General features: G+C 58.7%; 24 protein-coding genes and 1 pseudogene. 12 read left to right on the top strand and 13 right to left on the bottom strand.

What is annotated here, in order from left to right:
* Positions 1-39 precede the first annotated feature (39 nt).
* A complete protein-coding gene (locus QRN36_RS18130; protein ID WP_285425311.1) occupies positions 40-834 on the bottom strand; it encodes a gamma-glutamyl-gamma-aminobutyrate hydrolase family protein in 795 nt (264 codons plus the stop codon).
* A 277-nt stretch (positions 835-1111) separates the two neighbouring features.
* Here QRN36_RS18130 and QRN36_RS18125 point away from each other — a divergent pair, with 277 nt between their 5' ends.
* Positions 1112-2488, top strand: a complete 1377-nt coding sequence (locus QRN36_RS18125) for a glutamine synthetase family protein (protein ID WP_285425310.1) — start codon at positions 1112-1114, stop codon at positions 2486-2488.
* Positions 2489-2639: 151 nt separating this feature from the next.
* Positions 2640-3278, top strand: coding sequence for a TetR/AcrR family transcriptional regulator (locus QRN36_RS18120; RefSeq protein ID WP_285425309.1), 639 nt, complete (start codon positions 2640-2642; stop codon positions 3276-3278).
* Here the strand turns inward: QRN36_RS18120 and QRN36_RS18115 are convergent.
* The 7 genes from QRN36_RS18115 to QRN36_RS18085 all read right to left on the bottom strand — a co-directional run bounded on the left by QRN36_RS18115 (position 3271) and on the right by QRN36_RS18085 (position 10307).
* Positions 3271-4614, bottom strand: coding sequence for a hypothetical protein (locus tag QRN36_RS18115; RefSeq protein ID WP_285425308.1), 1344 nt, complete (start codon positions 4612-4614; stop codon positions 3271-3273). The two genes, QRN36_RS18120 and QRN36_RS18115, sit on opposite strands and share 8 nt — an antisense overlap.
* A gap of 265 nt (positions 4615-4879) precedes the next feature.
* A complete protein-coding gene (locus QRN36_RS18110; protein WP_062379390.1) occupies positions 4880-5095 on the bottom strand; it encodes a molybdopterin-binding protein in 216 nt (71 codons plus the stop codon).
* Between the two features lie 51 nt (positions 5096-5146).
* Entirely contained in the window at positions 5147-5956 is an 810-nt protein-coding gene (gene ssuB / locus QRN36_RS18105; protein ID WP_093465700.1) for an aliphatic sulfonates ABC transporter ATP-binding protein, read from the bottom strand.
* Positions 5953-6741 (bottom strand): aliphatic sulfonate ABC transporter permease SsuC, encoded by a 789-nt coding sequence (gene ssuC, locus QRN36_RS18100; RefSeq protein WP_285425307.1) that lies wholly within the window; start codon positions 6739-6741, stop codon positions 5953-5955. Before ssuC ends, ssuB begins: the two co-directional genes overlap by 4 nt.
* A 27-nt stretch (positions 6742-6768) precedes the next feature.
* Positions 6769-7734: a sulfonate ABC transporter substrate-binding protein gene (locus tag QRN36_RS18095; protein WP_285425306.1), complete on the bottom strand. Its 966-nt coding sequence runs from the start codon at positions 7732-7734 to the stop codon at positions 6769-6771.
* Positions 7735-8149: 415 nt separating this feature from the next.
* A complete protein-coding gene (locus tag QRN36_RS18090; protein WP_285425305.1) occupies positions 8150-8788 on the bottom strand; it encodes a peroxiredoxin in 639 nt (212 codons plus the stop codon).
* A 181-nt stretch (positions 8789-8969) separates the two neighbouring features.
* Positions 8970-10307, bottom strand: coding sequence for an OprD family porin (locus QRN36_RS18085; RefSeq protein ID WP_285425304.1), 1338 nt, complete (start codon positions 10305-10307; stop codon positions 8970-8972).
* Positions 10308-11120: 813 nt separating this feature from the next.
* Between QRN36_RS18085 and tauA the strand changes: the two genes are divergently transcribed.
* The 4 genes and pseudogenes from tauA (at position 11121) to tauD (ending at position 14695) form a co-directional block, all read left to right on the top strand.
* Positions 11121-12098 (top strand): taurine ABC transporter substrate-binding protein, encoded by a 978-nt coding sequence (gene tauA / locus QRN36_RS18080; protein ID WP_285425303.1) that lies wholly within the window; start codon positions 11121-11123, stop codon positions 12096-12098.
* A 57-nt stretch (positions 12099-12155) separates the two neighbouring features.
* The gene (gene tauB, locus QRN36_RS18075) at positions 12156-12947 is read left to right on the top strand and encodes a taurine ABC transporter ATP-binding subunit (RefSeq protein ID WP_285425302.1); all 792 of its coding nucleotides are present in this window, start codon (positions 12156-12158) and stop codon (positions 12945-12947) included.
* A gap of 80 nt (positions 12948-13027) precedes the next feature.
* Positions 13028-13792, top strand: a pseudogene (tauC, locus tag QRN36_RS18070) (taurine ABC transporter permease TauC); the annotation flags it as partial.
* A 69-nt stretch (positions 13793-13861) separates the two neighbouring features.
* Positions 13862-14695: a taurine dioxygenase gene (gene tauD / locus QRN36_RS18065; protein ID WP_285425300.1), complete on the top strand. Its 834-nt coding sequence runs from the start codon at positions 13862-13864 to the stop codon at positions 14693-14695.
* 318 nt (positions 14696-15013) lie between these two features.
* Here tauD and QRN36_RS18060 read toward each other — a convergent pair whose 3' ends face one another.
* Positions 15014-15454, bottom strand: a complete 441-nt coding sequence (locus tag QRN36_RS18060) for a hypothetical protein (RefSeq protein ID WP_285425299.1) — start codon at positions 15452-15454, stop codon at positions 15014-15016.
* Between QRN36_RS18060 and trmL the strand changes: the two genes are divergently transcribed.
* Positions 15453-15908, top strand: coding sequence for a tRNA (uridine(34)/cytosine(34)/5-carboxymethylaminomethyluridine(34)-2'-O)-methyltransferase TrmL (gene trmL, locus QRN36_RS18055; protein ID WP_285425298.1), 456 nt, complete (start codon positions 15453-15455; stop codon positions 15906-15908). The two genes, QRN36_RS18060 and trmL, sit on opposite strands and share 2 nt — an antisense overlap.
* Positions 15909-16132: 224 nt before the next feature.
* Here trmL and secB read toward each other — a convergent pair whose 3' ends face one another.
* From secB to QRN36_RS18040, 3 genes are read right to left on the bottom strand one after another with little or no spacing between them, the layout of a single operon-like run.
* Positions 16133-16618 carry a protein-export chaperone SecB gene (gene secB / locus QRN36_RS18050; protein WP_093465722.1) on the bottom strand — a complete coding sequence of 162 codons (486 nt, stop codon included), beginning with the start codon at positions 16616-16618 and terminating at the stop codon, positions 16133-16135.
* Between the two features lie 38 nt (positions 16619-16656).
* Positions 16657-16911 carry a glutaredoxin 3 gene (gene grxC / locus QRN36_RS18045; RefSeq protein WP_093465724.1) on the bottom strand — a complete coding sequence of 85 codons (255 nt, stop codon included), beginning with the start codon at positions 16909-16911 and terminating at the stop codon, positions 16657-16659.
* Position 16912: 1 nt separating this feature from the next.
* On the bottom strand, positions 16913-17326 hold the full coding sequence (locus QRN36_RS18040) for a rhodanese-like domain-containing protein (protein WP_093465726.1): 414 nt from the start codon (positions 17324-17326) through the stop codon (positions 16913-16915).
* 145 nt (positions 17327-17471) lie between these two features.
* Between QRN36_RS18040 and gpmI the strand changes: the two genes are divergently transcribed.
* From gpmI to QRN36_RS18015, 5 genes are all read left to right on the top strand, one after another.
* Complete coding sequence (gpmI, locus tag QRN36_RS18035) at positions 17472-19007, top strand: 2,3-bisphosphoglycerate-independent phosphoglycerate mutase (protein WP_285425297.1); 1536 nt, start codon at positions 17472-17474, stop codon at positions 19005-19007.
* Positions 19008-19169: 162 nt separating this feature from the next.
* A complete protein-coding gene (locus QRN36_RS18030; RefSeq protein ID WP_285425296.1) occupies positions 19170-20480 on the top strand; it encodes a murein hydrolase activator EnvC in 1311 nt (436 codons plus the stop codon).
* Between the two features lie 30 nt (positions 20481-20510).
* A complete protein-coding gene (locus tag QRN36_RS18025) occupies positions 20511-21842 on the top strand; it encodes a S41 family peptidase (protein WP_285425295.1) in 1332 nt (443 codons plus the stop codon).
* Position 21843: 1 nt separating this feature from the next.
* Positions 21844-22644, top strand: coding sequence for a divergent polysaccharide deacetylase family protein (locus QRN36_RS18020; protein WP_285425294.1), 801 nt, complete (start codon positions 21844-21846; stop codon positions 22642-22644).
* Positions 22645-22960: 316 nt separating this feature from the next.
* A complete protein-coding gene (locus QRN36_RS18015; protein ID WP_285425293.1) occupies positions 22961-24922 on the top strand; it encodes an acyltransferase family protein in 1962 nt (653 codons plus the stop codon).
* Between the two features lie 49 nt (positions 24923-24971).
* Here QRN36_RS18015 and QRN36_RS18010 read toward each other — a convergent pair whose 3' ends face one another.
* Positions 24972-25727, bottom strand: coding sequence for an ABC transporter substrate-binding protein (locus tag QRN36_RS18010; protein ID WP_285425292.1), 756 nt, complete (start codon positions 25725-25727; stop codon positions 24972-24974).
* Between the last annotated feature and the right edge of the window lie 173 nt (positions 25728-25900).

Here is a 25900-nt window from a genome sequence, read left to right as displayed (position 1 = left end):
TACCTCAGGGGTTCATTACTCTGATGATCATCATGATCGTCAGGCGCTTTTGGACGCGTGTGCGTCGCGTTGTGTTGCCCGTTTTCGACAGGCATCGCCAAATGCCTCGAAGATTGAAAGATAGTCGGGGTTCTGTGTCACTTGCCACTCCGGATGCCACTGTACGCCGAGTGCGAATACGTCAGTTGAAGCAAAAGCCGCGCCCGCGGGAACCGAGATCGCTTCGATCAGACCGTCCGGCGCGGTCGCTTCCACGCGCAGACCCGGCGCAAGGTGCTCGATTCCCTGACCATGAATTGAATTGACACGAATTTCTCCTGGCAATCCCAGACCGGCCAATATGCCGCCCTGCGCAATGTACATGGCGTGGCTCGCAGCGTATTGATTTTCAACGGGTTCATTGTCTGGCTCGCGATGATCCATGAAGGTTCCGGTCTCATGAACCTTTTGATGGAGACTGCCGCCAAACGCGACATTCATCTCTTGAAATCCCCGGCAAATTCCCAGCACCGGCACGCCTGCGGCCACAGCGGCGCGAATAAGAGGTAAGGTGGTGGCGTCGCGCGCAGGATCGTGAGCCGTGCCAGGCGCGCTGGCAGGACCGCTATAGTGATAGGGTTCGACGTTGGATGGAGAACCGGTGAAGAGCAGACCATCGACTGTGGAAAGGATGTCCGCCGGGTCGATCAGCTCGGCCAGTGATGGCAGGATCAACGGCAGGCCCTTTGCGGCTACTGCTACCGCCCGGACGTATTTATCGCCACTGATATGGTAGGCATGCGAGCCAATTTGCTGAGTGCAGGCGGTGACGCCGATCAGCGGAAGGCGAGCCATGTGACCCCCGGTATTATTGCTGTTATGGGTTGCAATCGAGCTTAGCGTTGTTCATTTTTTTACACAACAGCCCCGTAAAAAATAAAACACGCCTCGCTCAAGCCCGCACTTCGCCCCTCTTCCAACGCACAATATTTGCCCTAAACTGCGGCAAAAAAGGCGTTTCGGCGCCCTTTTAGGGCAAAACAGGGCTCTCTTGACTTCGTCAGGGCTTTCGGATTGACTGAAACCCGTAATGCTCGATGATTGATATTTTCAACAACAAAGGTGTTGCATCATGTCGGTACCCCCGCGTGCCGTTCAGCTCAACGAAGCGAACGCGTTCCTTAAGGAACATCCTGAGGTTCTATACGTTGACCTTCTGATTGCAGATATGAATGGAGTGGTGCGCGGCAAGCGCATCGAACGCACTAGCCTCCATAAGGTTTACGAAAAAGGCATCAACCTCCCAGCTTCTCTTTTTGCACTGGATATCAATGGCTCGACGGTGGAAAGCACCGGCCTGGGTCTGGACATCGGTGACGCTGACCGAATCTGTTATCCCATCCCTGACACGCTCTGCAACGAACCCTGGCAGAAGCGCCCTACCGCTCAACTTCTGATGACCATGCACGAACTGGAAGGCGATCCTTTCTTCGCCGATCCAAGGGAAGTGCTGCGTCAGGTCGTGGCCAAGTTCGACGAGATGGGCCTGACTATCTGCGCGGCCTTCGAGCTTGAGTTTTACCTGATCGACCAGGAAAACGTGAACGGTCGCCCTCAACCGCCACGCTCGCCCATTTCCGGCAAACGTCCGCACTCGACTCAGGTTTATCTGATCGATGACCTGGACGAATACGTCGACTGCCTCCAGGACATTCTGGAAGGCGCGAAAGAGCAAGGGATTCCGGCCGACGCGATCGTCAAGGAAAGTGCACCTGCGCAGTTCGAAGTCAACCTGCACCATACCGCTGACGCCCTGAAAGCCTGCGACTACGCCGTGCTGCTCAAGCGTCTGATCAAGAACATTGCCTACGACCATGAAATGGACACGACCTTCATGGCCAAGCCGTATCCTGGCCAGGCGGGTAATGGTCTGCACGTCCACATCTCGATCCTCGATCGCGATGGCAAGAACATCTTCACCAGCGAGGATCCCGAGCAGAACGCCGCATTACGTCATGCGATCGGCGGTGTGCTCGAGACCCTACCGGCGCAGATGGCGTTCCTTTGCCCGAACGTCAATTCGTATCGCCGGTTTGGTGCTCAGTTCTACGTTCCCAACTCGCCGACCTGGGGTCTGGACAACCGTACCGTCGCCGTGCGCGTGCCAACCGGCACTGCCGATGCCGTGCGTATCGAGCACCGGGTTGCCGGGGCGGATGCCAACCCTTACCTGCTGATGGCGTCGGTGCTGGCGGGCATTCATCACGGCCTGACCAATAAGGTCGAGCCCGGCGCGCCGGTCGAAGGCAACTCGTACGAGCAGCACGAACAGAGCCTGCCGAACAACCTGCGCGATGCGCTGCGCGAGCTGGACGACAGCGAAATCATGGCCAAGTACATCGATCCGAAGTACATCGATATCTTTGTCGCGTGCAAGGAAAGTGAGCTGGAAGAGTTCGAACACTCCATCTCCGACCTCGAATACAACTGGTATCTGCACACGGTCTGACGGCTTGAAATAGCGGTGTGAAATAAAAAGAACGCCCCTGATTCGCGAGGATCGGGGGCGTTTTTTATTTTGGACGGCAGCTTCGGCAAGGTCTGCATTCTGCCCGGCACCGCTGTAGAATGCCCCCCGGCCCAGTCCGAGAGAGCTAGCGATGACCCGCCCCGCCACACCCCGCAAACCCCGCGCACGCAGTCAGGCACGGATCGATTCGATCCTCGATGCCGCACGCACGCTGCTGGCGTCCGATGGCGTGGCGAGCCTGTCGATCTATAGCGTGGCTGAACGCGCGGGGATTCCGCCGTCTTCGGTCTATCACTTCTTTGCCAGCGTTCCGGCGCTGCTCGAAGGGCTGACGGCAGACATTCACGGCGCCTTCCGCGAGAGTCTGCAGCAGCCTATCGATCACGCGCAGCTGAACACCTGGCATGACCTGTCGCGACTGGTCGAGACGCGCATGCTCACGATCTATAGCGAAGACGCCGCCGCTCGACAGCTGATTCTCGCTCAGCACGGGCTGACCGAAGTCACTCAGGCGGATCGTCAGCACGACGTCGAACTGGGCAACCTCATGCACGCGCTGTTCGCCAAACACTTCCAGCTGCCGGCCTTGCCAGACGACATCGAAGTGTTCGCCCTCGCCCTCGAACTCGCCGACCGCGTTTATGCACGCTCGGTGCAACTGCACAGCGCAATCACCCCGCGCATGGCCGAAGAAGGCCAGCGAGTCTTTGACGCCTACCTCGGGCTTTACCTGCCGCCGTTTTTGGCTAAAACGAGCGCAGCTATTTGATCTCCGCGACGAAGCCTCGTAGCGAGGCCACATTATCGTCCGGCCCGCCGTCTGCCGATGCGTAGATTGTTTCGTCGTTTGGGGAATGCAGCACAACATTTCTCAAGAAAGTTACTTTGGCTTCACCGATGGAAGGAATAAGCGGCCTGAACGTCAGCCATCCGTTTGGCGTGAAGGACGTATCGACTTTCCCTTCATCTGTAAAACGCACCAAGAGCACCTCCCGGGCATAACCCGAGGAGCGGTCCTCAACGGCTCCACCGATGACCAGCTTGCCGTTGAGTTGAACACTCATGCCCCCGAAAAGGAAATCAGTATCCAGATAAGTTCCGGGCACGGCGGGGTTGGGTACTTGAAACATGACAGGCTTGCCATCGTTGAATTTTTCGACCGCCTGGCCATTGATGTCTACGCGCACGACCAGACCCGACGTCCTGTCATCAATCACATAACCGCCCACGAAGTACCCACCGTCCGGGTGACGCGCGACGTGGTTGAACTCCATCTGAAAAGGGTTGCCGGGCAGGCCCAGATCGGCAGAACGGAACAATACGAATCCTTGTTCGCCGAAACGTTCGTCCAGTTGGCCATCAAAAGAATAGCGGGCGAGAAACAACTCAAATCCTGACCCCCTGTTGCCGATGGTTCCGACCACTGTCACTCCCTGGCCCTTCCCGTTCCAGACCATCCCGACAGGCCCAGTAGCTTTGTCTTGGTATTTGACAACCACCATCCCGTCTTCACCAAACGCCTCATCTAACTCACCATTTTCCATGATGCGCATCAATGTACCGGAGCTGGCAAACCGGTGACCGATCAAACCGTAAAACATTCCGTCTTCGGCTTCAGCCAATCCGCCTGCGCTGCCATTAATCTGAACCTTGTTATTACGATCGGTAGCATCTGTATCAGCATTGCTATTGCCTGCAGTGGGCGTGCGAACCTTATGCACCATTTTTCCGCCGATGCCGAAGCCTGCATTTAGCGTCCCATCAGCACTAAAGCAAACCAGTCCCAGCGCGTCCTCCTTTTGCAGGCCGGCAATGACTCCCTCATCCGAATTTGAACCTCTGGAGACGAACCCGGCTGGATATGCCCAGCTCCCGGGCAGCGTCTCGACCCGCCACCCATCAGGACCGCCAAACCCGTTGTCTACAACCCCGTCCAGACCGAGCCGCGCCACATATACCGACGGCGGATCGTACCTCCAATCTGTCACGTACAACTTGTCCTTGATCGCGTTCAACGCTGTGTTCGTTTCATGCTGCTTGTACGAGGACACAGAGAATGGAACCTCGAAAATCTTCGAAACGGCCACTTTTTCGCTTTTATCCATGATCTTTTTCTTCCTGAAATGAAGCCAAGTCGTTTGAGTCCGATCAATTCGCAAAAGATCTGCCTGGCTTCGTTCAGCACGGCGATACATCTGTCGGAGACACTCAGGCTATGCGGTATTCGATGCGCTGCCTAGTTGGCAGAAATGACAGGAGGCGCGGGGCCATCATCTGAAGAAAGCTTGATGTAGCATGAGAAATGCCTCACCTAGACAGCAAAAAACCCCGAAGGGCTCGCGCCCTTCAGGGTTGTTCACAACGCATGGATCACAACTTGGCGATCGACACCTCGGTCGATTTCACGAACGCGATCACTTCGCTGCCCACGACCAGCTCCAGCTCTTTGACCGAGCGGGTGGTGATCACGGAGGTGACGATGCCCGACGCGGTCTGAACGTCGATTTCGGACAGCACGTCGCCGGTGACGATTTCCTTGATGGTGCCTTTGAACTGGTTACGGACGTTGATGGCTTTGATTGTCATGGTATGGCTTCCTTTTTGAGATCAGTGCCGGGCGCAACATTGCGCCTGGATTCAGTTCGCCCAACGCAGCTGCGTGGGCAGTGGTGAGGTGGGTTCGGGTTCTGGCGGGCTGCCGGGAATCGACAGCACGCGGTTAAGCACTTCGGTTTCCAGAGCCGCCAGACGATAGGAACCGCGAGCACGCGGCCGGGCCAGGTCGACTTGCAGATCGAGACCGATGCGGCCTTCTTCGATCAACAGAACACGGTCGGCGATGGCGACCGCTTCGCTGACATCGTGAGTGACCAGCAACACCGTGAAGCCATGCTGCTGCCAGAGTCGTTCGATCAACTGCTGCATTTCGATACGGGTGAGTGCGTCCAGCGCGCCGAGCGGTTCATCCAGCAGCAACAGCCGCGGCTGGTGAATCAGCGCACGGGCCAGTGCGACACGTTGCTTCTGGCCGCCCGACAAGGCAGCCGGCCATTCGTTGGCGCGCTCGGCCAGGCCGACGGCATCCAGGGCTTCCAGAGCCTTGCCCCGCCAGTCACCGCTGAGGCCCAGACCGACGTTGTCGATGATCTTTTTCCAGGGCAGCAGCCGTGCCTCCTGAAACATCAGCCGGGTGTCTTCGCGCGCATCGGCCAGCGCCGCGTTACCCGCCAGCAGTTGACCGCTGGTGGGCAGGTCAAGACCTGCCAGCAGGCGCAGCAAAGTACTCTTGCCGCAGCCGCTGCGGCCGACCACTGCCACGAACTGCCCGGCCGGAATGTGCAGGTCGATGTCTTTCAACACTTCTCGCGAGCCGAATGTCTTTTTCAGCTTGCGCACTTGCAAGGGAATCCCGCGCAACAGGTTTGCCGGTTGTTGGAGATTGCTCATCGGGCGCCACCTTTAGCCACTTGATACGCCGGGTGCCAACGCAGGCAGACCCGTTCCAGACCACGCGCCGCGAGGTCTGCCAATTTGCCGAGTACGGCGTACAGAACGATCGCCAGCACCACGACGTCGGTCTGCAGAAATTCCCTGGCGTTCATCGCCAGATAGCCGATGCCGGAGCTTGCGGAAATGGTTTCCGCGACGATCAGTGTCAGCCACATGAATCCCAGCGCGAAGCGCACGCCGACCAGAATCGAAGGCATTGCGCCGGGCAGGATCACATGCCAGAACAAGGCAAATCCGGACAGGCCATAGCTGCGCGACATTTCCACCAGCGCCGGGTCGATGTTGCGAATGCCGTGATAGGTGTTCAGATAAATCGGGAACAAAGTTCCTAGCGCGACCAGAAAAATCTTCGCGCTTTCATCGATGCCGAACCACAGGATCACCAGCGGAATCAGCGCCAGGTGCGGTACGTTTCGAATCATCTGCACGGAGCTGTCGAGCAGGCGTTCGCCCCATTTCGACAGGCCGGTGATGAAGCCCAGTGCCAGACCGATACCGCCGCCAATGGCAAAGCCGATGCCTGCGCGCCAGCCGCTGATGGCCAGGTGGTTCCAGATTTCGCCGCTCTTGACCAGCGTCACGCCTGCCTCGATCACAGCGCTCGGCGCCGGGAGGATCCGGGTAGACAGCCAGCCCGCGCTCACCGCCAGTTGCCAGATAGCCAGCAACAAGACGGGCAGCAGCCAGGGCGCCAGTTTGTGTGTCACTTTTTCCACGCTCATGGAGTTGTCTCCTCTCATTGCCTTGGCTTACTGCGCTTTCGCGACAGCGGCGGGTGGCGTCCAGATCACATCGGCGATGCTGAGCGGTTTGGGGATCAACTTGAGCTGATAGAACGTATCGGCGATCTTCTGTTGGGCGGCGATGGTTTCAGGGGTGATGAACAATGCGCCATAGCCCTGGCGCTTGACTGACACATTCGTGATGTCTTCGGGCAAGCCCAGCAGAGGCGCAACTTGTTTGGTCACTTCGTCCGGGTTGGCCTTGGACCATTCGCCCACTGCCCGCACTTCTTCAACCAGGGTCTGGATGACTTTCGGATGCTGTTGCGCGTATGGCCTGGTTGCCAGGTAGAACTGGTTGTTGTCGACGATGCCTTTGCCATCACGCAAGGTGCGCGCCTGAAGTTGTTGCTCGGCGGCAGCCTGATACGGGTCCCAGATCACCCACGCATCGACACTGCCACGCTCGAACGCTGCCCGCGCATCGGCCGGCGGCAGGAACACGGTCTGGATGTCGGTGTACTTGAGGCCTGCCTCTTCCAGCGCCCGCACCAGCAGGTAATGCACGTTTGAGCCTTTATTGAGGACGACTTTTTTGCCCTTGAGGTCTTTGACCGACGTGATCGTCGAATCCTTGGGGACCAGAATCGCCTCGCTGGTTGGCGCGGGCGGCTCGGAGGCGACGTACAGCAGATCGGCTCCAGCGGCCTGCGCGAAGACCGGTGGCGTTTCGCCGGTGACGCCAAAGTCGATCGAGCCGACATTCAGGCCTTCGAGCAATTGCGGTCCGCCCGGAAACTCGGTCCATTGCACCTGGACGCCCTGATCCGCGAGTTTCTTTTCCAGTGAGCCTTTGGCTTTGAGCAGAACCAGCGTGCCGTATTTCTGATAGCCGATCCGCAAGGTGTCGGCTTGAGCTTGGGTAAGGACGCCGAAAGTGACCGCCGCAGCAAACAGAGCGACCAGGCCTCGACGCAAAATGACGGTGCCCATGGCACGCTCCTTTGCTGTGTAGCTAACAGGTTGCACCTGCTCGTCCGATGGCGGACCAGTGAGGTGTTGAGTGGGATTCATTGCTCGCGATTTCAGCGAGACGGACAGACCTTAACAGGGCTTTGTTATTCACTAAAATCATATTTATTCATTTGGTTAGCACCAAAATGAATATGCGTTCGAGTCTTGGATGAGCCCCAAGCCAGGCAGTCCACTCGATCACAGCAACCAAGGCCGGTTGCCGCTGGTGGAAGTGAGCCCGCTCACGAACAGCCCGGAGCACCCATGTTGAACACAGAACCTACGTGACCACGCTCAATCCCCACGCTGGCGGCGCTTGGCTCAAGCGGCGATTTCGGCTTTCGAAAAAAAAGGGCCGATAAATCGGCCCGAATGTCGTGGTTGAAACGGTGGATCAGCGGTTGGGCTGAGGCGTCAGACGCAGGTAAGGGGTAACGGCTTTATAGCCTTTTGGAAAACGCTGCTTGATCTCGTCCTCGTCCTTGATCGAGGGAACGATGACCACGTCCTCGCCATCCTTCCAGTTCGCAGGCGTCGCGACTTTGTAGTTGTCGGTCAACTGCAACGAGTCGATCACCCGCAGGATTTCATGGAAGTTACGGCCGGTGCTGGCGGGATAGGTAATGGTCAGGCGCACTTTTTTGTTCGGATCGATCACGAACAACGAGCGAACCGTCAGCGTCTCGCTGGCGTTGGGATGAATCAGGTCGTAGAGCTCGGACACCTTGCGATCGGCGTCCGCCAGAATCGGGAAGTTGACCAATGTGTTTTGCGTGGAGTTGATGTCATCGATCCATTTCAGGTGTGAATCGACCGGGTCCACGGAGAGCGCGATGGCTTTGACGTCGCGCTTGTCAAATTCGTCCTTGAGCTTTGCGGTGAAGCCCAACTCGGTGGTGCAAACGGGCGTGAAATCGGCCGGGTGAGAAAACAGCACGGCCCACTTGCCGCCCAGCCACTCGTGAAACCTGATGCGTCCCTCGCTGGAATCCTGTTCGAAGTCGGGGGCGATATCGCCAAGTTTGAGGCCCATGTCGTCAGCTCCTTTGGTGATGTTTTATCGCCCTACTGTGCATGCCTGCGTGGAAAAAATAAAAGACCGAATGGCAATGGCGAGCAGCCTTTCCGGTATAAAAAAAGTAGCGATGCTAATGGACGGGCATAAAAAAGCCCCGCCGAAGCGGGGCTCTTTTCAACTTAACGACTCGCTACGCTTATTTGAAGGCGTAGGTGTAGTTGAAGATAACGCGGGTCTGGTCAGTGTTAGCTTGGCTGCCAACAAGATCATCATCCGAGCGCAGGTTTGCACGACGTACAGTCACGCCGAAGCCCTTCATGAAGCCATCTTGGAAGACGTAGTCCACACGCATGTCACGTTCCCACTCCGAGCCACGGCCGGCAGTTGCGCTGTTCAGACGCACCTGATCACCGTGCAAGTAAGCGATGGCAGCTTTCAGGCCTGGAACGCCCAAGCGAGCGAAGTCATACGAGTACTGACCAAAACGGGTCTTCTCACCGGCACGGGTGAAGTTGGTGATCATACTGTCGGTGAACAGGTAGACGCTGGAACCGCCCTCACCTTCGTTACGACCACGGTTGTCAACTACACTGCCGTTGCTGATAAACGGCATACCGCCGTCGTCGCTGACGCTCTGATAACCCAGCAGGAATGCGTTGCCACCCAGGGTATAGGTGAACATTGCGGTCCAGGTGTTGTTATCGACTTCGCCGTTATCGTTATAACCGTTGGCGAACTTGTAACCCGTGTTGGTGGTTTGGCTGTTCTTGCCGTCGGACGTGCTGTGGAAATAGCGCAGGTCAGTCTTGAAAGACTGATCTTCAGCGATCGGCAGGACGTGCACCAGACCGAAGAACTGCTGCTTGTAGTAGTCTTCCAGGTTGGCGTAGTAGTACTGCAGCGTCAGGTCTTTGGTAGCTTTCCAGTCAGCACCGGCGAACTGGAAATTGTTGGAGCCTTTAGTACCGCCGCCTACTGACAGGTTGTCATAGTTGCTGGAAGCACGACCCGCTGCTTTGGTCAACTTACCTGCAGTCAGTGTCAGGGTGTCGATATCCTTGGAAGTCAGGATGCCGCCTTCAAAGGTTTGTGGCAGCAGACGGCCATCGTTCGCAACCAGGATCGGCAGGTTTGGCTGAAGAGCATTACCTACTTTCAGCTCGGTTTTGGAAATCTTGACCTTGGCGTTAGCACCGCCACGGCTCCACGAACTTACAGCAGAGCCATCGCTGTCGCTTGGGAAGAAGTTGCTGTTATCCGGGTGGTGACCTTTACCACCATCCAGATGAAGGCCGTAGATGCCTTGAACATCAAGACCGAAGCCCACAGTACCTGGCGTATAGCCAGAGATGAAGTTGAAAATAAGGCCTTCGCCCGCTTCACGCTGGTCGGCACCACCATCACGGTTGTCGCCTTCAAACCACATGGTACGGGAACTGATCGATGCTTTGCTGTCGTCGATGAAACCAGCTGCACCAGCCTGCGTGGCCAAAACACTGACAGATACGGCCAAGGCCAGGGTGGACTTCTTCATTGTGTATCGCTCCTCTTGAATCTAATTTTTGTATTTCCTTGGTTCTGAGACCGAAGGCTCAAGACCGCGGATGCGCGATTAGCGCTGGACCTGACTCGGCGAGTCAATGGCCCCAAGACTAATTGACTAGACCGCCTTTTCAGCTGGCTGCAAGGTAAGGGAAATCCTTTAAACCTAAAAAGACTTGTTTGACCTGCTTTTATGCCAAGCAGTTATATGTCACAAGTCGTTTCAGCCGTCCGATGCGGAGTGTATCGGCCTCGAAAGCTAATTCCCAAAAAATATTTCTAACCCGTTCGTCAGATCGATAAGTTTTGCCACATCGTACGACCGGTTCTCGACCGCCCAGTCACGGGCGGCTTGCGAAATAACATGAGAAACACCAAATCAACTCTCTGAAAAATAAGACTTTTATAGCCGCGTAGACGCAATTGTTACAGTTGTCACCCTGCTATTCGTCTCTTTTTTCCGAGAGATCGAGAGCGCATTCGTCGGATGACTGTGAACGCCAACCGTCTGGTTCTCTCGCTTGAAAAATCCATGATGGCCCCTGCGCAGCCTTGCGATGCGAAGCATGCGGATGTAGGGCAAAAGCATCCCTGGAACGGACCTCGCGATCCTATTTACAGTTTGTGACATTTCGATGAAATCTCGTCAAGCGATTGCATCTTTTTGATTTTTTGAGGTCCCGCGCTGCGGCGCTCGGGAAATTCTCTCTAAGCACATGCGAAAAAGTTATTTATTTCCGGATTCTTAGATCATTTACGCTCCGCGATATTCAGTCCTCGGCCTGCCCTGATCCGGAGCGTCATCATGAAACTGCTTAAACCCCTTCGCCTGTTTGCTGCGCTTTCACTGGCAGGTTCAGCTTTGCTCGCCCACGCCGCGGACTTCACGGTTGCATACCAGACGACCGTGGATCCGGCCAAGGTTGCCCAGGCCGATGGCGCCTACGAAAAAGCAACCGGTTCAGATATCTCCTGGCGCAAGTTCGATAACGGTGCTGACGTGATCACTGCGATCGCCAGTGGCGACGTGCAGATCGGCTACCTCGGTTCAAGCCCGCTGACGGCGGCAGCGACGCGCAAGGTGCCGGTGGAGACCTTCCTGATCGCCACGCAAATTGGCGCGGCCGAAGCGCTGGTGGCGCGTAACGGCTCCGGCATCAACAGCCCGCAGGATCTGGTCGGTAAAAAAGTGGCCGTGCCATTCGTTTCCACTGGCCACTACAGCCTGCTGGCAGCGCTGAAACACTGGAACATCGACCCGGCGAAAGTGACGATCGTTAACCTTGCGCCACCCGCGATTGCAGCTGCCTGGAAGCGCGGCGACATCGACGCAACCTACGTGTGGGATCCGGCGCTGGGCGTCGCCAAGGAAACCGGGAAGGTACTGATCACCTCCGGTGAGCTCGCAAAAGTCGGCGCACCGACCTTCGATGCCTGGATCGTGCGCAAGGATTTCGCCGACAAACACCCCGACATCGTCAAAGCCTTCGCCAAAACCACGCTTGATGCTTACGCCGAATACCGCAAGGACCCTGCAGCGTGGCTGGCCAACAGCAGCAATGTCGACAAGTTGGTGAAATTGTCCGGCGCCAAACCGACCGATATCCCTGGCCTGCTGCAAGGCAACGTCTATCCGCTGGCAGCCGATCAGGCCACAGAGCTGGGCGCCCCCACCACCGAGGCGATCACCAAAACCGCTGCGTTCCTGAAAGAGCAAGGCAAGGTCGACGCAGTGCTGGCTGATTACACCCCGTACGTGAGCGCGAAGTTCGTGACGCAATAAGCGGCGTCCCGGCCCCCCACGCAGCACGTACCTATATATAGAAGCGGAGTCATTGCCATGGCCTTATTGCAGCTGGAGCGCATCAGCGCACAGTACCCCGGTGCGGCCAAACCGGTGCTGTCGGACATTTCCCTGAGTCTTGGCCCCAAGCAATTGCTGGTAGCGCTCGGGCCATCCGGCAGCGGCAAGACTTCACTGCTCAATCTGATTGCCGGTTTCGTCACGCCCAGCGCAGGGCGCATCACCCTGGACAATGTCCCGGTGGAAGGCCCAAGCGCGGAGCGTGGCGTGGTTTTTCAGGATGACGCGCTGCTGCCTTGGCAAGACGTGCTGGCCAACGTTGCCTTTGGTCTTGAACTGGCCGGCGTACCCCGCGAACAGCGTGAAACCAAAGCGCGGGAGATGCTGGCGCTGGTTGACCTCGCCGGCTTCGACAAGCGCCGCATCTGGCAGTTGTCCGGCGGGCAAAAGCAGCGCGTCGGCCTGGCGCGCGCGCTGGCTGCCGACCCACGCGTCCTGTTGATGGACGAACCCTTCGGCGCGCTGGACGCATTCACTCGCGAACAGATGCAGGAACTGCTCCTGCAAATCTGGCAACGCAGCGCCAAACCCGTTTTCCTGATTACCCACGACATCGAAGAAGCGGTCTTCCTGGCGACCGACCTGATTCTGCTGGCACCTGATCCTGGGCAAATCGTCGAGCACCTGCAGCTGGACTTCGGCCAACGCTACAGTGCGGGCGAGTCGGCACGCGCGATCAAGTCGGACCCACGCTTCATCGAAACCCGCGAGCACGTGCTCGCCAAAGTGTTTTCCCAGCGCCAGACAATTCGGGACCAATTGGCATGAGTGGCTTCCAGACGCCCAGCCCGGCCGACACGATCACCACCCGTCTGCCGACCAAGCCCCATCGAGCATCAGGCTTTCACCTCAGCACTCGCAGCATCAGCGTGCTGACGCTCGCCGTTCTGCTAGGCAGCTGGTGGCTGGTAACCGCACTGGAGTGGGTCGAACCCTTGTTTCTTCCGCCGCCATCGGCCGTGCTCCAAAAAGCCTGGCTGCTGATGACCAAAGGCTACATGGAGTCCACGCTCTGGCAGCATCTGGGGGCGAGTTTGCAGCGCATTGGCCTGGCGCTGCTGTTCGCGGTGCTCACGGCCATTCCCGTGGGAATCTCCATCGGTCATAACCGGATCGCTCGCGGGATTTTCGATCCGCTGATCGAGTTCTATCGTCCGATCCCTCCGCTGGCCTACCTGCCGCTGATCGTGATCTGGTGCGGGATCGACGAGTTCTCCAAGGTGCTGCTGATTTATCTGGCGATCTTTGCGCCGATTGCGATCGCCACCGCGACCGGCGTGCGCACTGTCGACAGCGCAAAAATACGCGCCGCGCAATCACTCGGCGCCAGCCGCTGGCAGCTGATTCGCCACGTCATCTTGCCCAGCGCGCTGCCCGACATCCTCACCGGCGTACGCATCGGGCTGGGCGTCGGCTGGTCGACACTGGTCGCAGCCGAATTGATCGCAGCCACCAGCGGGCTGGGCTTCATGGTTCAGTCGGCCGCGCAGTTTCTGGTCACCGACGTTGTGGTGCTGGGAATCCTCGTGATCGCCCTGATCGCCTTCGCGTTGGAAATGGGCCTGCGCGCACTGCAGCGCAAGCTGGTGCCGTGGCACGGCCAGACTCACTGACTGAACCCGACGACCGAACCCGATGACTGACCACGCCGACACTTCGGCGCCCAACACACGAGAACCCTCATGAGCATTCATATCACCACGCTCAGCCCGTCATTGGGCGCGCAAATCAGCGGCGTGGACCTGAGCCGGGACCTGACGAGCGCAGAACGCGATGCCATCGAACGCGCCTTGCTCGAACATCAGGTGCTGTTCTTCCGGGACCAACCAGTGACGCCGCAACAACAGGCGCGCTTCGCGGCCCATTTCGGCGACCTGCATATTCATCCGATCTACCCGAACGTCCCTGAGCAGCCAGAAGTGCTGATCCTCGACACGGCAGTGACGGACGTGCGCGATAACGCCATCTGGCACACCGACGTTACGTTTCTGCCGACGCCCGCTTTGGGGGCGGTACTCAGCGCCAAGCAGCTGCCGGCTTATGGCGGGGACACGCTGTGGGCGAGCGGGATCGCGGCGTTCGAGGCGTTGTCGGCGCCGATGCGATCGCTGCTCGACGGTCTGACCGCCACCCACGACTTCACTCGCTCATTTCCTCTGGAACGCTTTGGCAGCACGGCCGAAGACCTCGCGCGCTGGGAGGAAACCCGGCGCAAGAATCCGCCGCTGTCGCACCCGGTGATACGTACGCATCCGGTCAGCGGGCGGAAGGCGCTATTCGTGAATGACGGTTTCACGACACGGATCAACGAACTGGAACCCGCAGAAAGCGAAGCCATTTTGAAAATGCTCTTCGCCCATGCCACGCGGCCGGAGTTCACCATTCGCTGGCGTTGGCAGGAAAACGACGTGGCAATGTGGGACAACCGCGTGACGCAGCATTACGCGGTGGACGATTACCGCCCGCAACGCCGGGTGATGCATCGCGCCACGATTCTGGGAGATGCGCCGTTCTGACAGGGGGCTCGATGCCGCTCTACGTGTCACGTTCGCCTTCCCAAGCTGAGCCGTGCATCACTTTGGTCACCCGTCACCGGAAAATGCGCGAATAGCGTGCAAAAGTGATCAATAAACACCCAAATCTGAACGCGAGAACGAAAGAGGAAACGCCCTCCGTGAGCACGGCACAACGAGATTGAGGCTATAAAACGGGGTATCGCGGGGCACTTTTACCTTTCCCGCGCAGGATTTCCAAAACTGGCACGCTGCCTGCAATAGGTTAAGTATCACCAGTTTTGGGGACCTTGGTACAGGCAGGCCGGGGATTCCCCTCTTTTATTCCTCCCGCAGACTCACCTCGAGTCTCCAGCGCCCGTCCTGAGTTGCACCGCGCCATTGGCCGTGCAACGGACGGGCCGCCAGCAGGTTCAGCAACAATCCCTTATCGCTTCTTTGCACTCTCCAGCGCACGTCTTTGCCGTTGAGCTTGAGCTCGCCGTGCTGCGCTTGCCCCTGGGCGTTGAACAACAAGGCCACGGCGCCGTCGATGTGTTCGCCATGCAGCTGCGGCTCTCGGTTGAACCACACCGCAACGCCATCTTGCAGCACCTCTATCTGCTGCAATGCCACGGGATCGGGCGTGGTCAGCCGGCCGATCATCAAGCCGACCATGAATCCGATAATCGCGATGGAGCCTAAAACACGAGGCCATAGCTTCGGCCTCGGGTCCTCTTCGGGGGTAGAATGCACCCCATCCTTATGTTCGGAGCCGTGCATGTTTCACGTGATCCTTTTTCAACCAGAAATTCCGCCGAATACCGGCAACATCATCAGGCTTTGCGCCAACAGCGGCTGCAGCCTGCATTTGATCGAACCGTTGGGTTTCGAACTCGATGACAAGCGACTGCGTCGTGCCGGTCTCGATTACCACGAGTACGCCACACTGCATCGCCACGCCGACCTGGCGAGTTGCCTGGAGAGCATCGGTCAACCGCGTCTGTTCGCTTTTACCACAAAGGGTTCGCGACCCTTTCACGATGTGGCGTTTCAGGAAGGCGATGCGTTCCTTTTCGGCCCGGAGAGCCGCGGCCTGCCACCGGAGGTGCTGGACCCGTTGAGCAGCGAACAGCGCCTGCGTTTGCCAATGCGTGAAGGATGCCGCAGTTTGAACCTCTCGAACACCGTGGCCGTTGCGGTCTACGAGGGCTGGCGGCAATTGGGGTTCAAATGACCTTGAAGGGCGTGCAATCCACGGCTGTAGGAGCGTGGCTTGTCCCGCGATCTGCCGGGCACTGGCAGCAAATGCAGGGTTCACGGTGCATCCAGTTCACCGCATCACACGATTTCACGACGGGTTCCCCGCCGATCGCGGGACAAGCCGCGCTCCTACCACTTCAGCATTCGCCTTTATAAAAAAAGCGCCCATAAGGGGCGCTTTTTCTTTGCAGCAAATGCTTACTGAACGGTCGGGGTCTCGCCCGCTTCCTGCATGCGTTGCAGCTCTTGAGCGTACAGTGCGTCGAAGTTCACCGGCGCCAGCATCAGCGCTGGGAACGAGCCACGGACAACCAGGCTGTCGATGGTTTCGCGCGCGTACGGGAACAGAATGTTCGGGCAGAAGGCGCCAAGGGTGTGGCTCATGGACGCGTCGTCCAGGCCCTTGATCAGGAAGATACCCGCCTGCTGGACTTCCGCGATGAACGCGATTTCGTCGCCGTTCTTCACTTCGACCGACAGGGTCAGAACGACTTCGTAGAAATCGTTTTCCAGCTGCTTCTGGCGAGTGTTCAGGTCCAGGCTCACGCTTGGGGTCCACTCCTGACGGAAGATCGCCGGGCTTTTCGGCGCTTCGAACGACAGGTCGCGAACGTAGATGCGCTGCAGGGAAAACTGTGGAGCTTCTTCGTTGGAAGTGGCGCCGTTATTCGGTTGATCGGTCATCTCAGATCCTTACTTTTGAGGTCTTGTAGGGTTCGAATTCAGGCGCTCAGCAGCGCGTCGAGCTTGCCGGCGCGCTCCAGTGCAAAGAGGTCATCGCAACCGCCGACGTGGACCGAACCGATCCAGATCTGCGGAACCGAGGTACGCCCGGCTTTTTTGGTCATTTCAGCGCGAAGCTGGGGCTTGCCGTCGACCTTGATCTCTTCGAAGTCGACATTCTTGCTCGCCAGCAGGTACTTGGCGCGGGAGCAATAAGGGCAATAATCGCTGGAGTAGACGACGACTTCAGCCATTTCACTTCACCAGCGGCAGGTTGTCAGCACGCCACGACGAAATGCCGCCCGACAGCTTGGCGGCGGTGAAGCCGGCCTTGAGCAGCTCGCGAGCGGTGTGGCCCGCGTGCTGGCCTGCGGCATCGACGATGATGAGGGTCTTGGACTTGTATTTTTCAAGCTCGGAGGTGCGAGTCAGCACCTTGTCCTGAGGGAAGTTCAGCGCGCCGACGATGTGCCCGGTGGCGTAATCCTTCTTGGCCCGTACGTCGATGACAACCGCTTCATCGCGATTGACCAGTGCGGTCAGCTCACCGGTGCTCAGGCTACGGCCGCCTTTGCTAAGCTCCGTTGCAATCAACAGCGCCAGCAGGATGACAAAAGCGCCAGCCAGTAAATAGTGGTTAGTGGCAAATTCAATCAGGTGAGCAACCATCATCAGGTTCCAGGGCGTTAAAATGTCGGCCAGTATACACAGCCCCCAAGGTCGGCCAAAGCCCGTACGGCAGTGACGCCGTTTGAACTTCAACCTAAACTGTCGATCTTTTTTCTACTTCACCTATTTGCCAAGAGTGGGATTCATGACTACCACGCCTAAACCTTTGGTTCTGATCATCCTGGACGGCTTCGGTCACAGCGACAGCCATCACGGCAACGCGGTCTACGAAGCGAAGATGCCGGTCTTCGATCGCCTCTACAAGACCATGCCTAACGGCCTGATCTCCGGTTCCGGCATGGACGTCGGTCTGCCCGACGGGCAGATGGGCAACTCCGAAGTCGGCCACATGAACCTGGGTGCCGGCCGCGTGGTTTATCAGGATTTCACTCGCGTCACCAAAGCGATTCGCGACGGCGAGTTCTTCGAGAACCCGGCCATCTGCACCGCTGTGGACAAGGCCGTTGGCGCAGGCAAGGCGGTTCACATTCTGGGTCTGCTGTCTGACGGTGGCGTGCACAGCCACGAAGACCACCTGGTGGCGATGGTCGAACTGGCTGCCAAGCGTGGCGCCGACAAGATTTATCTGCACGCCTTCCTGGACGGTCGCGATACGCCGCCGCGCAGCGCTCACAAGTACCTCGACACCATGGAGACGGCCTACAAGCGTCTGGGCAAAGGTCGTACGGCCACAATCATTGGCCGTTATTTCGCCATGGACCGTGACAACCGTTGGGACCGCGTCGAATCCGCCTACAACCTGATCGTCGACGGCACGTCTGAATTCCAGGCCGAGACCGCCAAGGCCGGGCTGGATGCAGCGTACGGGCGTGACGAGAACGACGAATTCGTCAAAGCCACACGCATCGGCGAGCAGGTCAAAGTCGAGGACGGCGACGCCGTCGTGTTCATGAACTTCCGCGCCGACCGCGCTCGCGAACTGACCCGCGTGTTCGTCGAGGATGACTTCAAAGATTTCGCCCGGGCTCGCCAGCCAAAATTGGCCGGCTTCGTGATGCTGACGCAATACGCCGCGAGCATTCCGGCACCTGCTGCATTCACTAAAGAAGGTCTGCACAACGTGCTCGGCGAGTACCTGTCGAACAACGGCAAGACCCAGCTGCGCATCGCCGAGACCGAGAAATACGCCCATGTGACGTTCTTCTTCTCCGGCGGCCGCGAAGAGCCGTTCCCGGGTGAAGAGCGCATCCTGATCCCTTCTCCGAAGGTTGCCACTTACGACCTGCAGCCGGAAATGAGCGCGCCGGAAGTGACCGACAAGATCGTCGACGCCATCGAAAACCAGCGTTATGACGTGATCGTCGTCAATTACGCGAACGGCGACATGGTTGGCCACAGCGGCATCATGGAGGCCGCAATCAAAGCGGTCGAATGCCTGGACGTGTGCGTGGGTCGCATCACCGAGGCGCTGGAAAAAGTGGGTGGCGAAGCGCTGATCACAGCCGACCACGGCAACGTCGAGCAAATGACCGATGACACGACCGGTCAGGCTCACACCGCGCATACCACAGAGCCGGTGCCATTCGTCTATGTCGGCAAGCGTGACCTGAAAGTCCGTGAAGGCGGTGTGCTGGCGGACGTCGCGCCGACCATGCTGACGTTGCTGGGCATGGACATTCCGAAAGAAATGACCGGCACCTCGATCCTGATCGCCAAGTAAGGCGCCCGGAACCGGCCTGTCAGCGACTGACAGGCCGGCTCTTATAGGTGCAAGCCCCTATATTTGTATGAAATGTCTGAAAGGCTCGTCCACAGAGCGTTTTTTTTGCAGCCACTGGCGGGCATACTAGTCCCGTCTTCACTCCCGGTATCGCCCAACCTCATGCTTCGCGCCCTGATCGCCTTTGCTTTGATTTGTCTGCTCAGTCCGGCCTTTGCCGATGACGAGCGCGCACAAACCCAGAAACAGCTGGATGCCACACGTCAGGACATCACCGAGCTGAAGAAGGCCTTGAGCCAGCTGCAGGAAGAAAAGTCCGGCGTCCAGAAAGATCTGCGCTCTACCGAAACCGAAATGGGCAAGCTGGAAAAGCAGGTGGAGGCCCTGCAAAAAGAACTAAAAAAGAGTGAAACCGAGCTTCAACGGCTCGACGGCGAGAAAAAAAAACTCCAGAGCGCCCGCGTTGAACAGCAGCGCCTGATCGCGATTCAAGCCCGCGCGGCCTATCAGAGCGGCCGGCAGGAATACCTCAAGCTGCTGCTGAACCAGCAGAATCCCGAGAAATTTGCCCGCACCCTCACCTATTACGACTACCTGAGCCAGGCGCGCCTGGAGCAGTTGCGCAATTTCAATGAAACCCTGCGCCAGTTGGCCGAGGTCGAGAAAGACATCGACCTGCAGCAGGCTCAGCTGTTGGTGCAGAAAAGCTCGCTGGACGACCAGAAATCCCAGCTCGACACGGTCCGCCAGGAGCGTCAGGTCGCCCTCGCCAAGCTGAATCAGGACTACAAGGCACGTGACCAGAAGCTACAGGCACGCCAGCAGGATCAGGCAGACCTGACTAAAGTCCTCAAGACCATCGAAGAAACCCTTGCCCGACAAGCCCGCGAAGCAGAAGAAGCGCGTCAGAAAGCGCTGCTCGCTCAGCAGGAAGCGGAGAAACGCCAGCGCGAACAGGAAGCACTGGCCAAAAGTCGCGGCAAAGACGACAGCGACGAAGCGCCGCGTCGGCCGGTAAAAGCGCCCGGCGCCATGGTTTCCAGCGCAGGGCAGTCCTATGGCGGACCTTTTGAACAAGCAAAAGGAAAACTTCCTTGGCCTGTCGATGGTCGATTGTTGGCGCGCTTCGGTGAAACCCGTGGCGATGACGAGCGGACCAAGTGGGACGGCGTGATGATCAGCGCTGCCGCAGGCAGTCAGGTACACGCTGTGCATGGTGGTCGTGTGGTCTTTGCCGACTGGTTGCGTGGCGCCGGCCTTCTGGTCATTCTCGATCACGGCAACGGTTATTTGAGTTTGTACGGTCACAACCAGAGTCTGTTGAAAGAGGCTGGTGACGTTGTAAAAGCCGGAGAGGCGATCTCCACCGTCGGCAACAGTGGTGGCGGTCAGGACACTCCGGCTCTGTATTTCGCTATTCGTCAGCAGGGTCGCCCTAGTGATCCGGCCCAATGGTGTCGCACTCAAGGATAAGTCGACACCTCACTCAGGAGTTCGTAAGACATGCTGTTTTCGTCCCGCCTCACCTCGCTGGCCCTGACTATCGCCGTGGTTATGGGCGCTCCTCTGGCGCACGCCGCCGGTGCCGCTCCGGCGACAACGCCTGCCGCGTCAGTGCCGGCCAATGCCGCGACCGTCAAGGCCCCGCTGCCGCTCGACGAGCTGCGCACCTTCGCCGAGGTGATGGACCGGATCAAAGCCGCGTACGTCGAGCCGGTGGATGACAAGACCCTGCTGGAAAACGCCATCAAAGGCATGCTCAGCAACCTCGATCCGCACTCCGCTTACCTGGGCCCGGAAGACTTCCAGGAACTGCAGGAAAGCACCAGCGGCGAATTTGGCGGCCTGGGCATCGAAGTGGGTGTCGAGGACGGCTTCATAAAAGTCGTCTCGCCCATCGATGACACGCCGGCTTCCAAGGCGGGCATCGAGGCGGGCGACCTGATCGTCAAGATCAACGGCACGCCGACCCAAGGCCAGACCATGCAGGAAGCGGTCGACAAGATGCGCGGCAAGATCGGCGAGAAAATCACCCTGACGCTGGTACGCGATGGCGGCAACCCGTTCGATGTGACGCTGGCGCGCGCCACCATTCAGGTCAAGAGCGTGAAGTCGCAGATGCTTGAGCCGGGCTACGGCTACATCCGCATCACGCAGTTCCAGGTCAAGACCGGCGAAGAAGTCGGCAAGGCGCTGGCCAAGCTGCGCAAAGACAACGGCAAGAAAATGAACGGCCTGATTCTGGACCTGCGCAACAACCCGGGTGGTGTGTTGCAGGCAGCCGTCGAAGTGGCCGACCATTTCCTGACCAAGGGCCTGATCGTCTACACCAAGGGCCGCATCGCCAATTCCGAACTGCGCTTCTCGGCCGATCCGGCCGACGCCAGCGAAGGCGCGCCTCTGGTGGTGCTGATCAACGGTGGCAGTGCCTCGGCGTCCGAAATCGTCGCCGGCGCATTGCAGGATCAGAAACGCGGCATCCTGATGGGCACCGATTCGTTCGGCAAAGGCTCGGTGCAGACCGTGCTGCCGCTGGCCAACGATCGCGCGCTGAAGATCACCACTGCGCTGTACTACACGCCAAATGGCCGTTCGATTCAGGCGCAGGGCATCAACCCGGACATCGAAGTCAAACGCGCCAAGGTCACGGCCGAAGCCGACGGCGACAACTATAAAGAGGCCGACCTGCTTGGCCATCTGGGCAACGGCAACGGCGGCGCGGACAAACCGACCACCAAAGCCAAGGCTGGCAAGGCGCGTCCGCAGGACGACGATTACCAGCTGAATCAGGCCCTCAGTCTGCTCAAGGGATTGAGTGTCACACGCGGCAATTGATATGCGCCTCTGGCTGACCGGGCTCTTCTGCGCCCTTGCTGTCATGACGGGCGTCGCGCAGGCGACGTCCGCCGAATCCTCCGCAACCGACGGCAAAAAGCCGAAGGTCGCGTACCTCAGCCTGATCATTGACGATCTCGGACAAAGCCCGGAGAAAGACAGCCGAGCGCTGGCCCTCCCCGGCCCGGTGACGCTGGCGATCATGCCGGACACGCCGCACGCCACCGACTTCGCGCGTCAGGCGCACAAAGCCGGCAAGACGGTCATGCTGCATATGCCGATGGATCCGGCCACCGGGCCGTATGCGTGGCGTCCCGATCTTGCGCTGCCTGAACTCGAGTCGCGGCTGAACGCGGCCCTGCTGAAAGTGCCGTATGCCGCAGGCATCAACAACCACGAGGGCAGCCGCATGACCGCCGAGCCGGTGGCGATGAGCTGGCTGGTCGGCGAACTGCAGCGCCGGCATCTGTTTCTGGTCGACAGCCGCACCAGCGCAAAGACAGTCGCCGCCGCCGAGGCACAGAAAATCGGTCTGGCAAGCGTCTCGCGCGATGTCTTCCTGGACGATGAACGCACGGCCGAAGCCATCAGCACTCAGCTGCAGACTGCGATCAAGCTGGCACACAAGCAGGGCTCTGCCGTGATGATCGGCCATCCGTATCCTGTGACGATGGACGTGCTCGAACGCGAACTGCCCAAGCTCAAGGCTCAGGGCATCGACTGGATCGAACTGCGCCACATGATCAGCATCCGGGGCAATCAGGCGATGACCGGGCACGGCAAGAACGGCGTGTACCGCTGACCCGCCGCTTTACCTTCCTTGAAATGGCAGCGCTCGCTGGCGCCAGCCGACCCGCTACGTTCGTCGGTTCTCTCGTCTGCGAGTGACCCGATACCTTCCTCAGTCCAGGCTCAGTTATGTCGTAAGTCCTTGTATGCGGAAGCATCCGGGTAATCGTCGTATTTCTGGCACCATCAAACACGCTATCGAAACAGCCTCCGATTCAGGTCATTAATTTGACAGAAACCGGCGCTGCTTTATGTTGGATCTCGAATGGATGCAGCGCCCCGTATTGGAGTGCCACCCCCGATCCACCCTTACTTCGATCAAGGCGCTCATGAATCCGACTCTCGCCCAACCCGATCGCGTATTGAAATACCGGCCTGAAATCGATGGGCTGCGTACGGTAGCCGTGCTCCCGGTGATCCTGTTTCACGCAGGCTTCACGTTCTTCTCCGGCGGCTTTGTCGGTGTCGATATTTTCTTCGTGATCTCGGGCTATCTGATTACGTCCATCCTGGCGGCGGAGATCGCGCAGGGGCATTTTTCCATTCTCAAATTCTACGAGCGACGGGCACGGCGGATTTTACCTGCGCTGTTCTTCGTGATCATCGCCACGCTGCCGTTCGCACTGGCCTGGATGCTCGACAGCGACCTTCAGAACCTGGGACGCAGCATCATGTCGGTGGCAGTGTTTGCGTCCAATCTGTTCTTCTGGCGCAACACCGACTACTTCGATCCCGCAGCGGGCGAACAACCGCTATTGCATACGTGGAGCCTGGCCGTCGAGGAGCAGTACTACATCTTCTTTCCGCTGTTCCTGCTGCTGGCCTGGAAACTCAAGAAGCCGGGCCTGACGCTGTTCATTCTGTGCATCACCTGCGTGTCGCTGGCGCTGGCCGAATGGGGCGCGACATACCATCCGGCGATCAATTTCTACCTGCTGCCAACCCGTGCGTGGGAGTTGCTGGCAGGCTCGCTGACGGCGATGGTGCTGTTCCGCACCTCCGGCGTCGCAGCACCCGCAGCGGGGTTCAAACCTTACAAGGCAGCGCTGGCAATCATCGGTGTTGCCATGGTGCTGTATTCGATCTTCGGCTTCGAAGAGACTACGCCCTTCCCCAGTCTCTACACCGTCATTCCCGTGCTGGGCACCTGCCTGATCATTCTGTTCGCCTCGCCGCAATGCGTCACCGGCAAGGTGCTGTCGCTCAAGCCGATGGTCTGGATCGGCCTGCTCTCGTACAGCGCCTATCTGTGGCACCAGCCGATTTTCGCGCTGTATCGCCTGTCGCCGCTGCAGTTCTCGAACTACGACGAGGCGATCTTCCCGCTGCTGATCATCGCTGTGTTCGTGCTGGCGTGGATCAGCTGGAAATACATCGAAGCGCCGTTTCGCTACAAGAACAGGATTTCCCAGGCTGGCGTGTTCAAGTGGGCCGTGGCCAGCATCGTGCTGCTGCTGGCGATCGGCGGGACGCTGAACACGGTGTTCAAACCGCAGGTCGACCCCACGGCCGTAAATGTGCAGGACTGCGATGGCTACGATTCGGGCGGGTCGGAACTGGTCTGCAAGAAGATCGGCACGGGCAGCCGGCTGGTGGTGTTGTTCGGCGACTCGCACGTCCTGCCGCTGGTGGATGCATTCAGCGAAGACGCGGGCATGACGTACATGTTCGTCTCGATTCCCGGCTGCCCGCCGCTGGTTGGGCTTGAGCGCTACGACGGCATCGGCAACAGCTCCAACTGCGACAAGCCGGGACAGCTTGCGCGGTATGCCGAACAGGTCGCCAATCTGCAGCCGGAGAAGATCATCCTGGTCGGCCGCTGGACGCTGTACATGCATGGCTGGCAGAAGAAAAACGTTCTGCAGAAGAAGCATCACCTTCTGCAGCTTGAAACAGGCGAGCAGGGCCTGACACCACAACAGGTCGTTGCCCGAGGCGTCGATTCGACGGTGAAGTTCTTCACCCGTACTACCCCCGAAAGCAAGCTGTTCATTCTGGAGCAAGTGCCCGATATCCAGATGTTCGGTCACGTCAAAGCGGTGGTCAGCGCGCTGGGCGACAACGTGCCCAGAACGGCTATCGACGCTTGGGATGCGGGGGAAATGGCGATGCTCGATCAAGAAACCAACGACGGTCAGCTCCAGGTCATCCGCACCAAGCAGTATTTCTGCAACGCAACCAGCTGTGAGATCGGCAAGGACAAGAGCTTCTATTACCTGGACGACAACCACCTGAGCGCTTCGGGCGCGAAGCTGTTGAGCGAGCCGTTGAAGATGGCGATTGCCGAGTGATGCCTCAAGGCGCCGTCAGCTGGCATCGACGCCGCTGACGGAGCGCTCGTCAGAGGTACTTGCCGAGAATGCTGTCGACCATGCCTTCTTTGCGCAGCTGATCGAGTGCCGCCTGCAGCCTGGCGACGACGTCATCGGGGGTGTCTTTGTTGAGCGCAAGAAACAATTCCGCGCTGTTGAAACGCAGCACGGTTTTCAGGCCGGTCACCCCTTCCTGACGGGCCAGATAACGTCCTGCGGGATCACCCGTGGCCCAGAGATCGATCTGACCCTCGACCAGCTTTTTGGCGTTGTCCTTGTCACTGAGCACCGTAATCGGGTTCATGCCCTGACGGTCCAGCTCTTCGGCGATGGCATCGCCTTTGTAAGCGCCGATTTTGTATTGCCGCGCCTCGTCCAGCGAGGACAGCTGGATCGGGCTGTCCGCGCGCGCGAGCATGATCCAGTCATCGGGGCCGATCGGGCCGACCCATTTGAAGAGTTTCTCGCGCTCAGGCAGACGCGCCGTCACGAACACGCCGTAACCGGGCTTTTCCAGGGCGAGCTTGTAGATTCGATCCCACGGGAATCGCAGGGTCATGTTGTAGCCGATGCCGGCCCGCTTGAAGGTTTCGCGCACGATCTCGACGGCGATGCCCTTGATATTGCTTTCCTGGGCGAAATTCTTGCCGTCGGTCGCCATGTTGTAAGGCGGGAAGTTTTCGGTGAGAAGCACCATTGAATAACCCGGCGCATCGTCTGCACGGGCAGTTCCTGACAGCAATGCAGCCACGCTGATCAGCGCAAGAAAAACACCTTTGAACATATCCCTGGCACCCGATCCTGACGACGGCAAGAGAGTGCCGTTAACCTCGGGCGTTGTCCAGTTCGGGAATGGGTGTGGTCGCTTTCAGGACAGAGGTGTCTCGAAGCGTCTGGGGCGGGGTTTCAGCGCTTTGATGGTTCGCACGTTCGTTGATCGTGCTCGCGCTCCGCGTG

Source organism: Pseudomonas sp. efr-133-TYG-103a (assembly GCF_030209235.1).
Lineage (GTDB): Bacteria > Pseudomonadota > Gammaproteobacteria > Pseudomonadales > Pseudomonadaceae > Aquipseudomonas.
Note: the sequence above shows the minus strand (reverse complement) of the source record. Positions and strands in the feature narration are given on the sequence as shown.

Bases quoted from the DNA above. Each gene is read 5' to 3' on its own strand.
- QRN36_RS18130 (WP_285425311.1), bottom strand. From the start codon at position 834: ATGGCTCGCCTTCCGCTGATCGGCGTCACCGCCTGCACTCAGCAAATT.
- QRN36_RS18125 (WP_285425310.1), top strand. From the start codon at position 1,112: ATGTCGGTACCCCCGCGTGCCGTTCAGCTCAACGAAGCGAACGCGTTC.
- QRN36_RS18120 (WP_285425309.1), top strand. From the start codon at position 2,640: ATGACCCGCCCCGCCACACCCCGCAAACCCCGCGCACGCAGTCAGGCA.
- QRN36_RS18115 (WP_285425308.1), bottom strand. From the start codon at position 4,614: ATGGATAAAAGCGAAAAAGTGGCCGTTTCGAAGATTTTCGAGGTTCCA.
- QRN36_RS18110 (WP_062379390.1), bottom strand. From the start codon at position 5,095: ATGACAATCAAAGCCATCAACGTCCGTAACCAGTTCAAAGGCACCATC.
- ssuB (WP_093465700.1), bottom strand. From the start codon at position 5,956: ATGAGCAATCTCCAACAACCGGCAAACCTGTTGCGCGGGATTCCCTTG.
- ssuC (WP_285425307.1), bottom strand. From the start codon at position 6,741: ATGAGCGTGGAAAAAGTGACACACAAACTGGCGCCCTGGCTGCTGCCC.
- QRN36_RS18095 (WP_285425306.1), bottom strand. From the start codon at position 7,734: ATGGGCACCGTCATTTTGCGTCGAGGCCTGGTCGCTCTGTTTGCTGCG.
- QRN36_RS18090 (WP_285425305.1), bottom strand. From the start codon at position 8,788: ATGGGCCTCAAACTTGGCGATATCGCCCCCGACTTCGAACAGGATTCC.
- QRN36_RS18085 (WP_285425304.1), bottom strand. From the start codon at position 10,307: ATGAAGAAGTCCACCCTGGCCTTGGCCGTATCTGTCAGTGTTTTGGCC.
- tauA (WP_285425303.1), top strand. From the start codon at position 11,121: ATGAAACTGCTTAAACCCCTTCGCCTGTTTGCTGCGCTTTCACTGGCA.
- tauB (WP_285425302.1), top strand. From the start codon at position 12,156: ATGGCCTTATTGCAGCTGGAGCGCATCAGCGCACAGTACCCCGGTGCG.
- tauD (WP_285425300.1), top strand. From the start codon at position 13,862: ATGAGCATTCATATCACCACGCTCAGCCCGTCATTGGGCGCGCAAATC.
- trmL (WP_285425298.1), top strand. From the start codon at position 15,453: ATGTTTCACGTGATCCTTTTTCAACCAGAAATTCCGCCGAATACCGGC.
- QRN36_RS18060 (WP_285425299.1), bottom strand. From the start codon at position 15,454: ATGCACGGCTCCGAACATAAGGATGGGGTGCATTCTACCCCCGAAGAG.
- secB (WP_093465722.1), bottom strand. From the start codon at position 16,618: ATGACCGATCAACCGAATAACGGCGCCACTTCCAACGAAGAAGCTCCA.
- grxC (WP_093465724.1), bottom strand. From the start codon at position 16,911: ATGGCTGAAGTCGTCGTCTACTCCAGCGATTATTGCCCTTATTGCTCC.
- QRN36_RS18040 (WP_093465726.1), bottom strand. From the start codon at position 17,326: ATGGTTGCTCACCTGATTGAATTTGCCACTAACCACTATTTACTGGCT.
- gpmI (WP_285425297.1), top strand. From the start codon at position 17,472: ATGACTACCACGCCTAAACCTTTGGTTCTGATCATCCTGGACGGCTTC.
- QRN36_RS18030 (WP_285425296.1), top strand. From the start codon at position 19,170: ATGCTTCGCGCCCTGATCGCCTTTGCTTTGATTTGTCTGCTCAGTCCG.
- QRN36_RS18025 (WP_285425295.1), top strand. From the start codon at position 20,511: ATGCTGTTTTCGTCCCGCCTCACCTCGCTGGCCCTGACTATCGCCGTG.
- QRN36_RS18020 (WP_285425294.1), top strand. From the start codon at position 21,844: ATGCGCCTCTGGCTGACCGGGCTCTTCTGCGCCCTTGCTGTCATGACG.
- QRN36_RS18015 (WP_285425293.1), top strand. From the start codon at position 22,961: ATGAATCCGACTCTCGCCCAACCCGATCGCGTATTGAAATACCGGCCT.
- QRN36_RS18010 (WP_285425292.1), bottom strand. From the start codon at position 25,727: ATGTTCAAAGGTGTTTTTCTTGCGCTGATCAGCGTGGCTGCATTGCTG.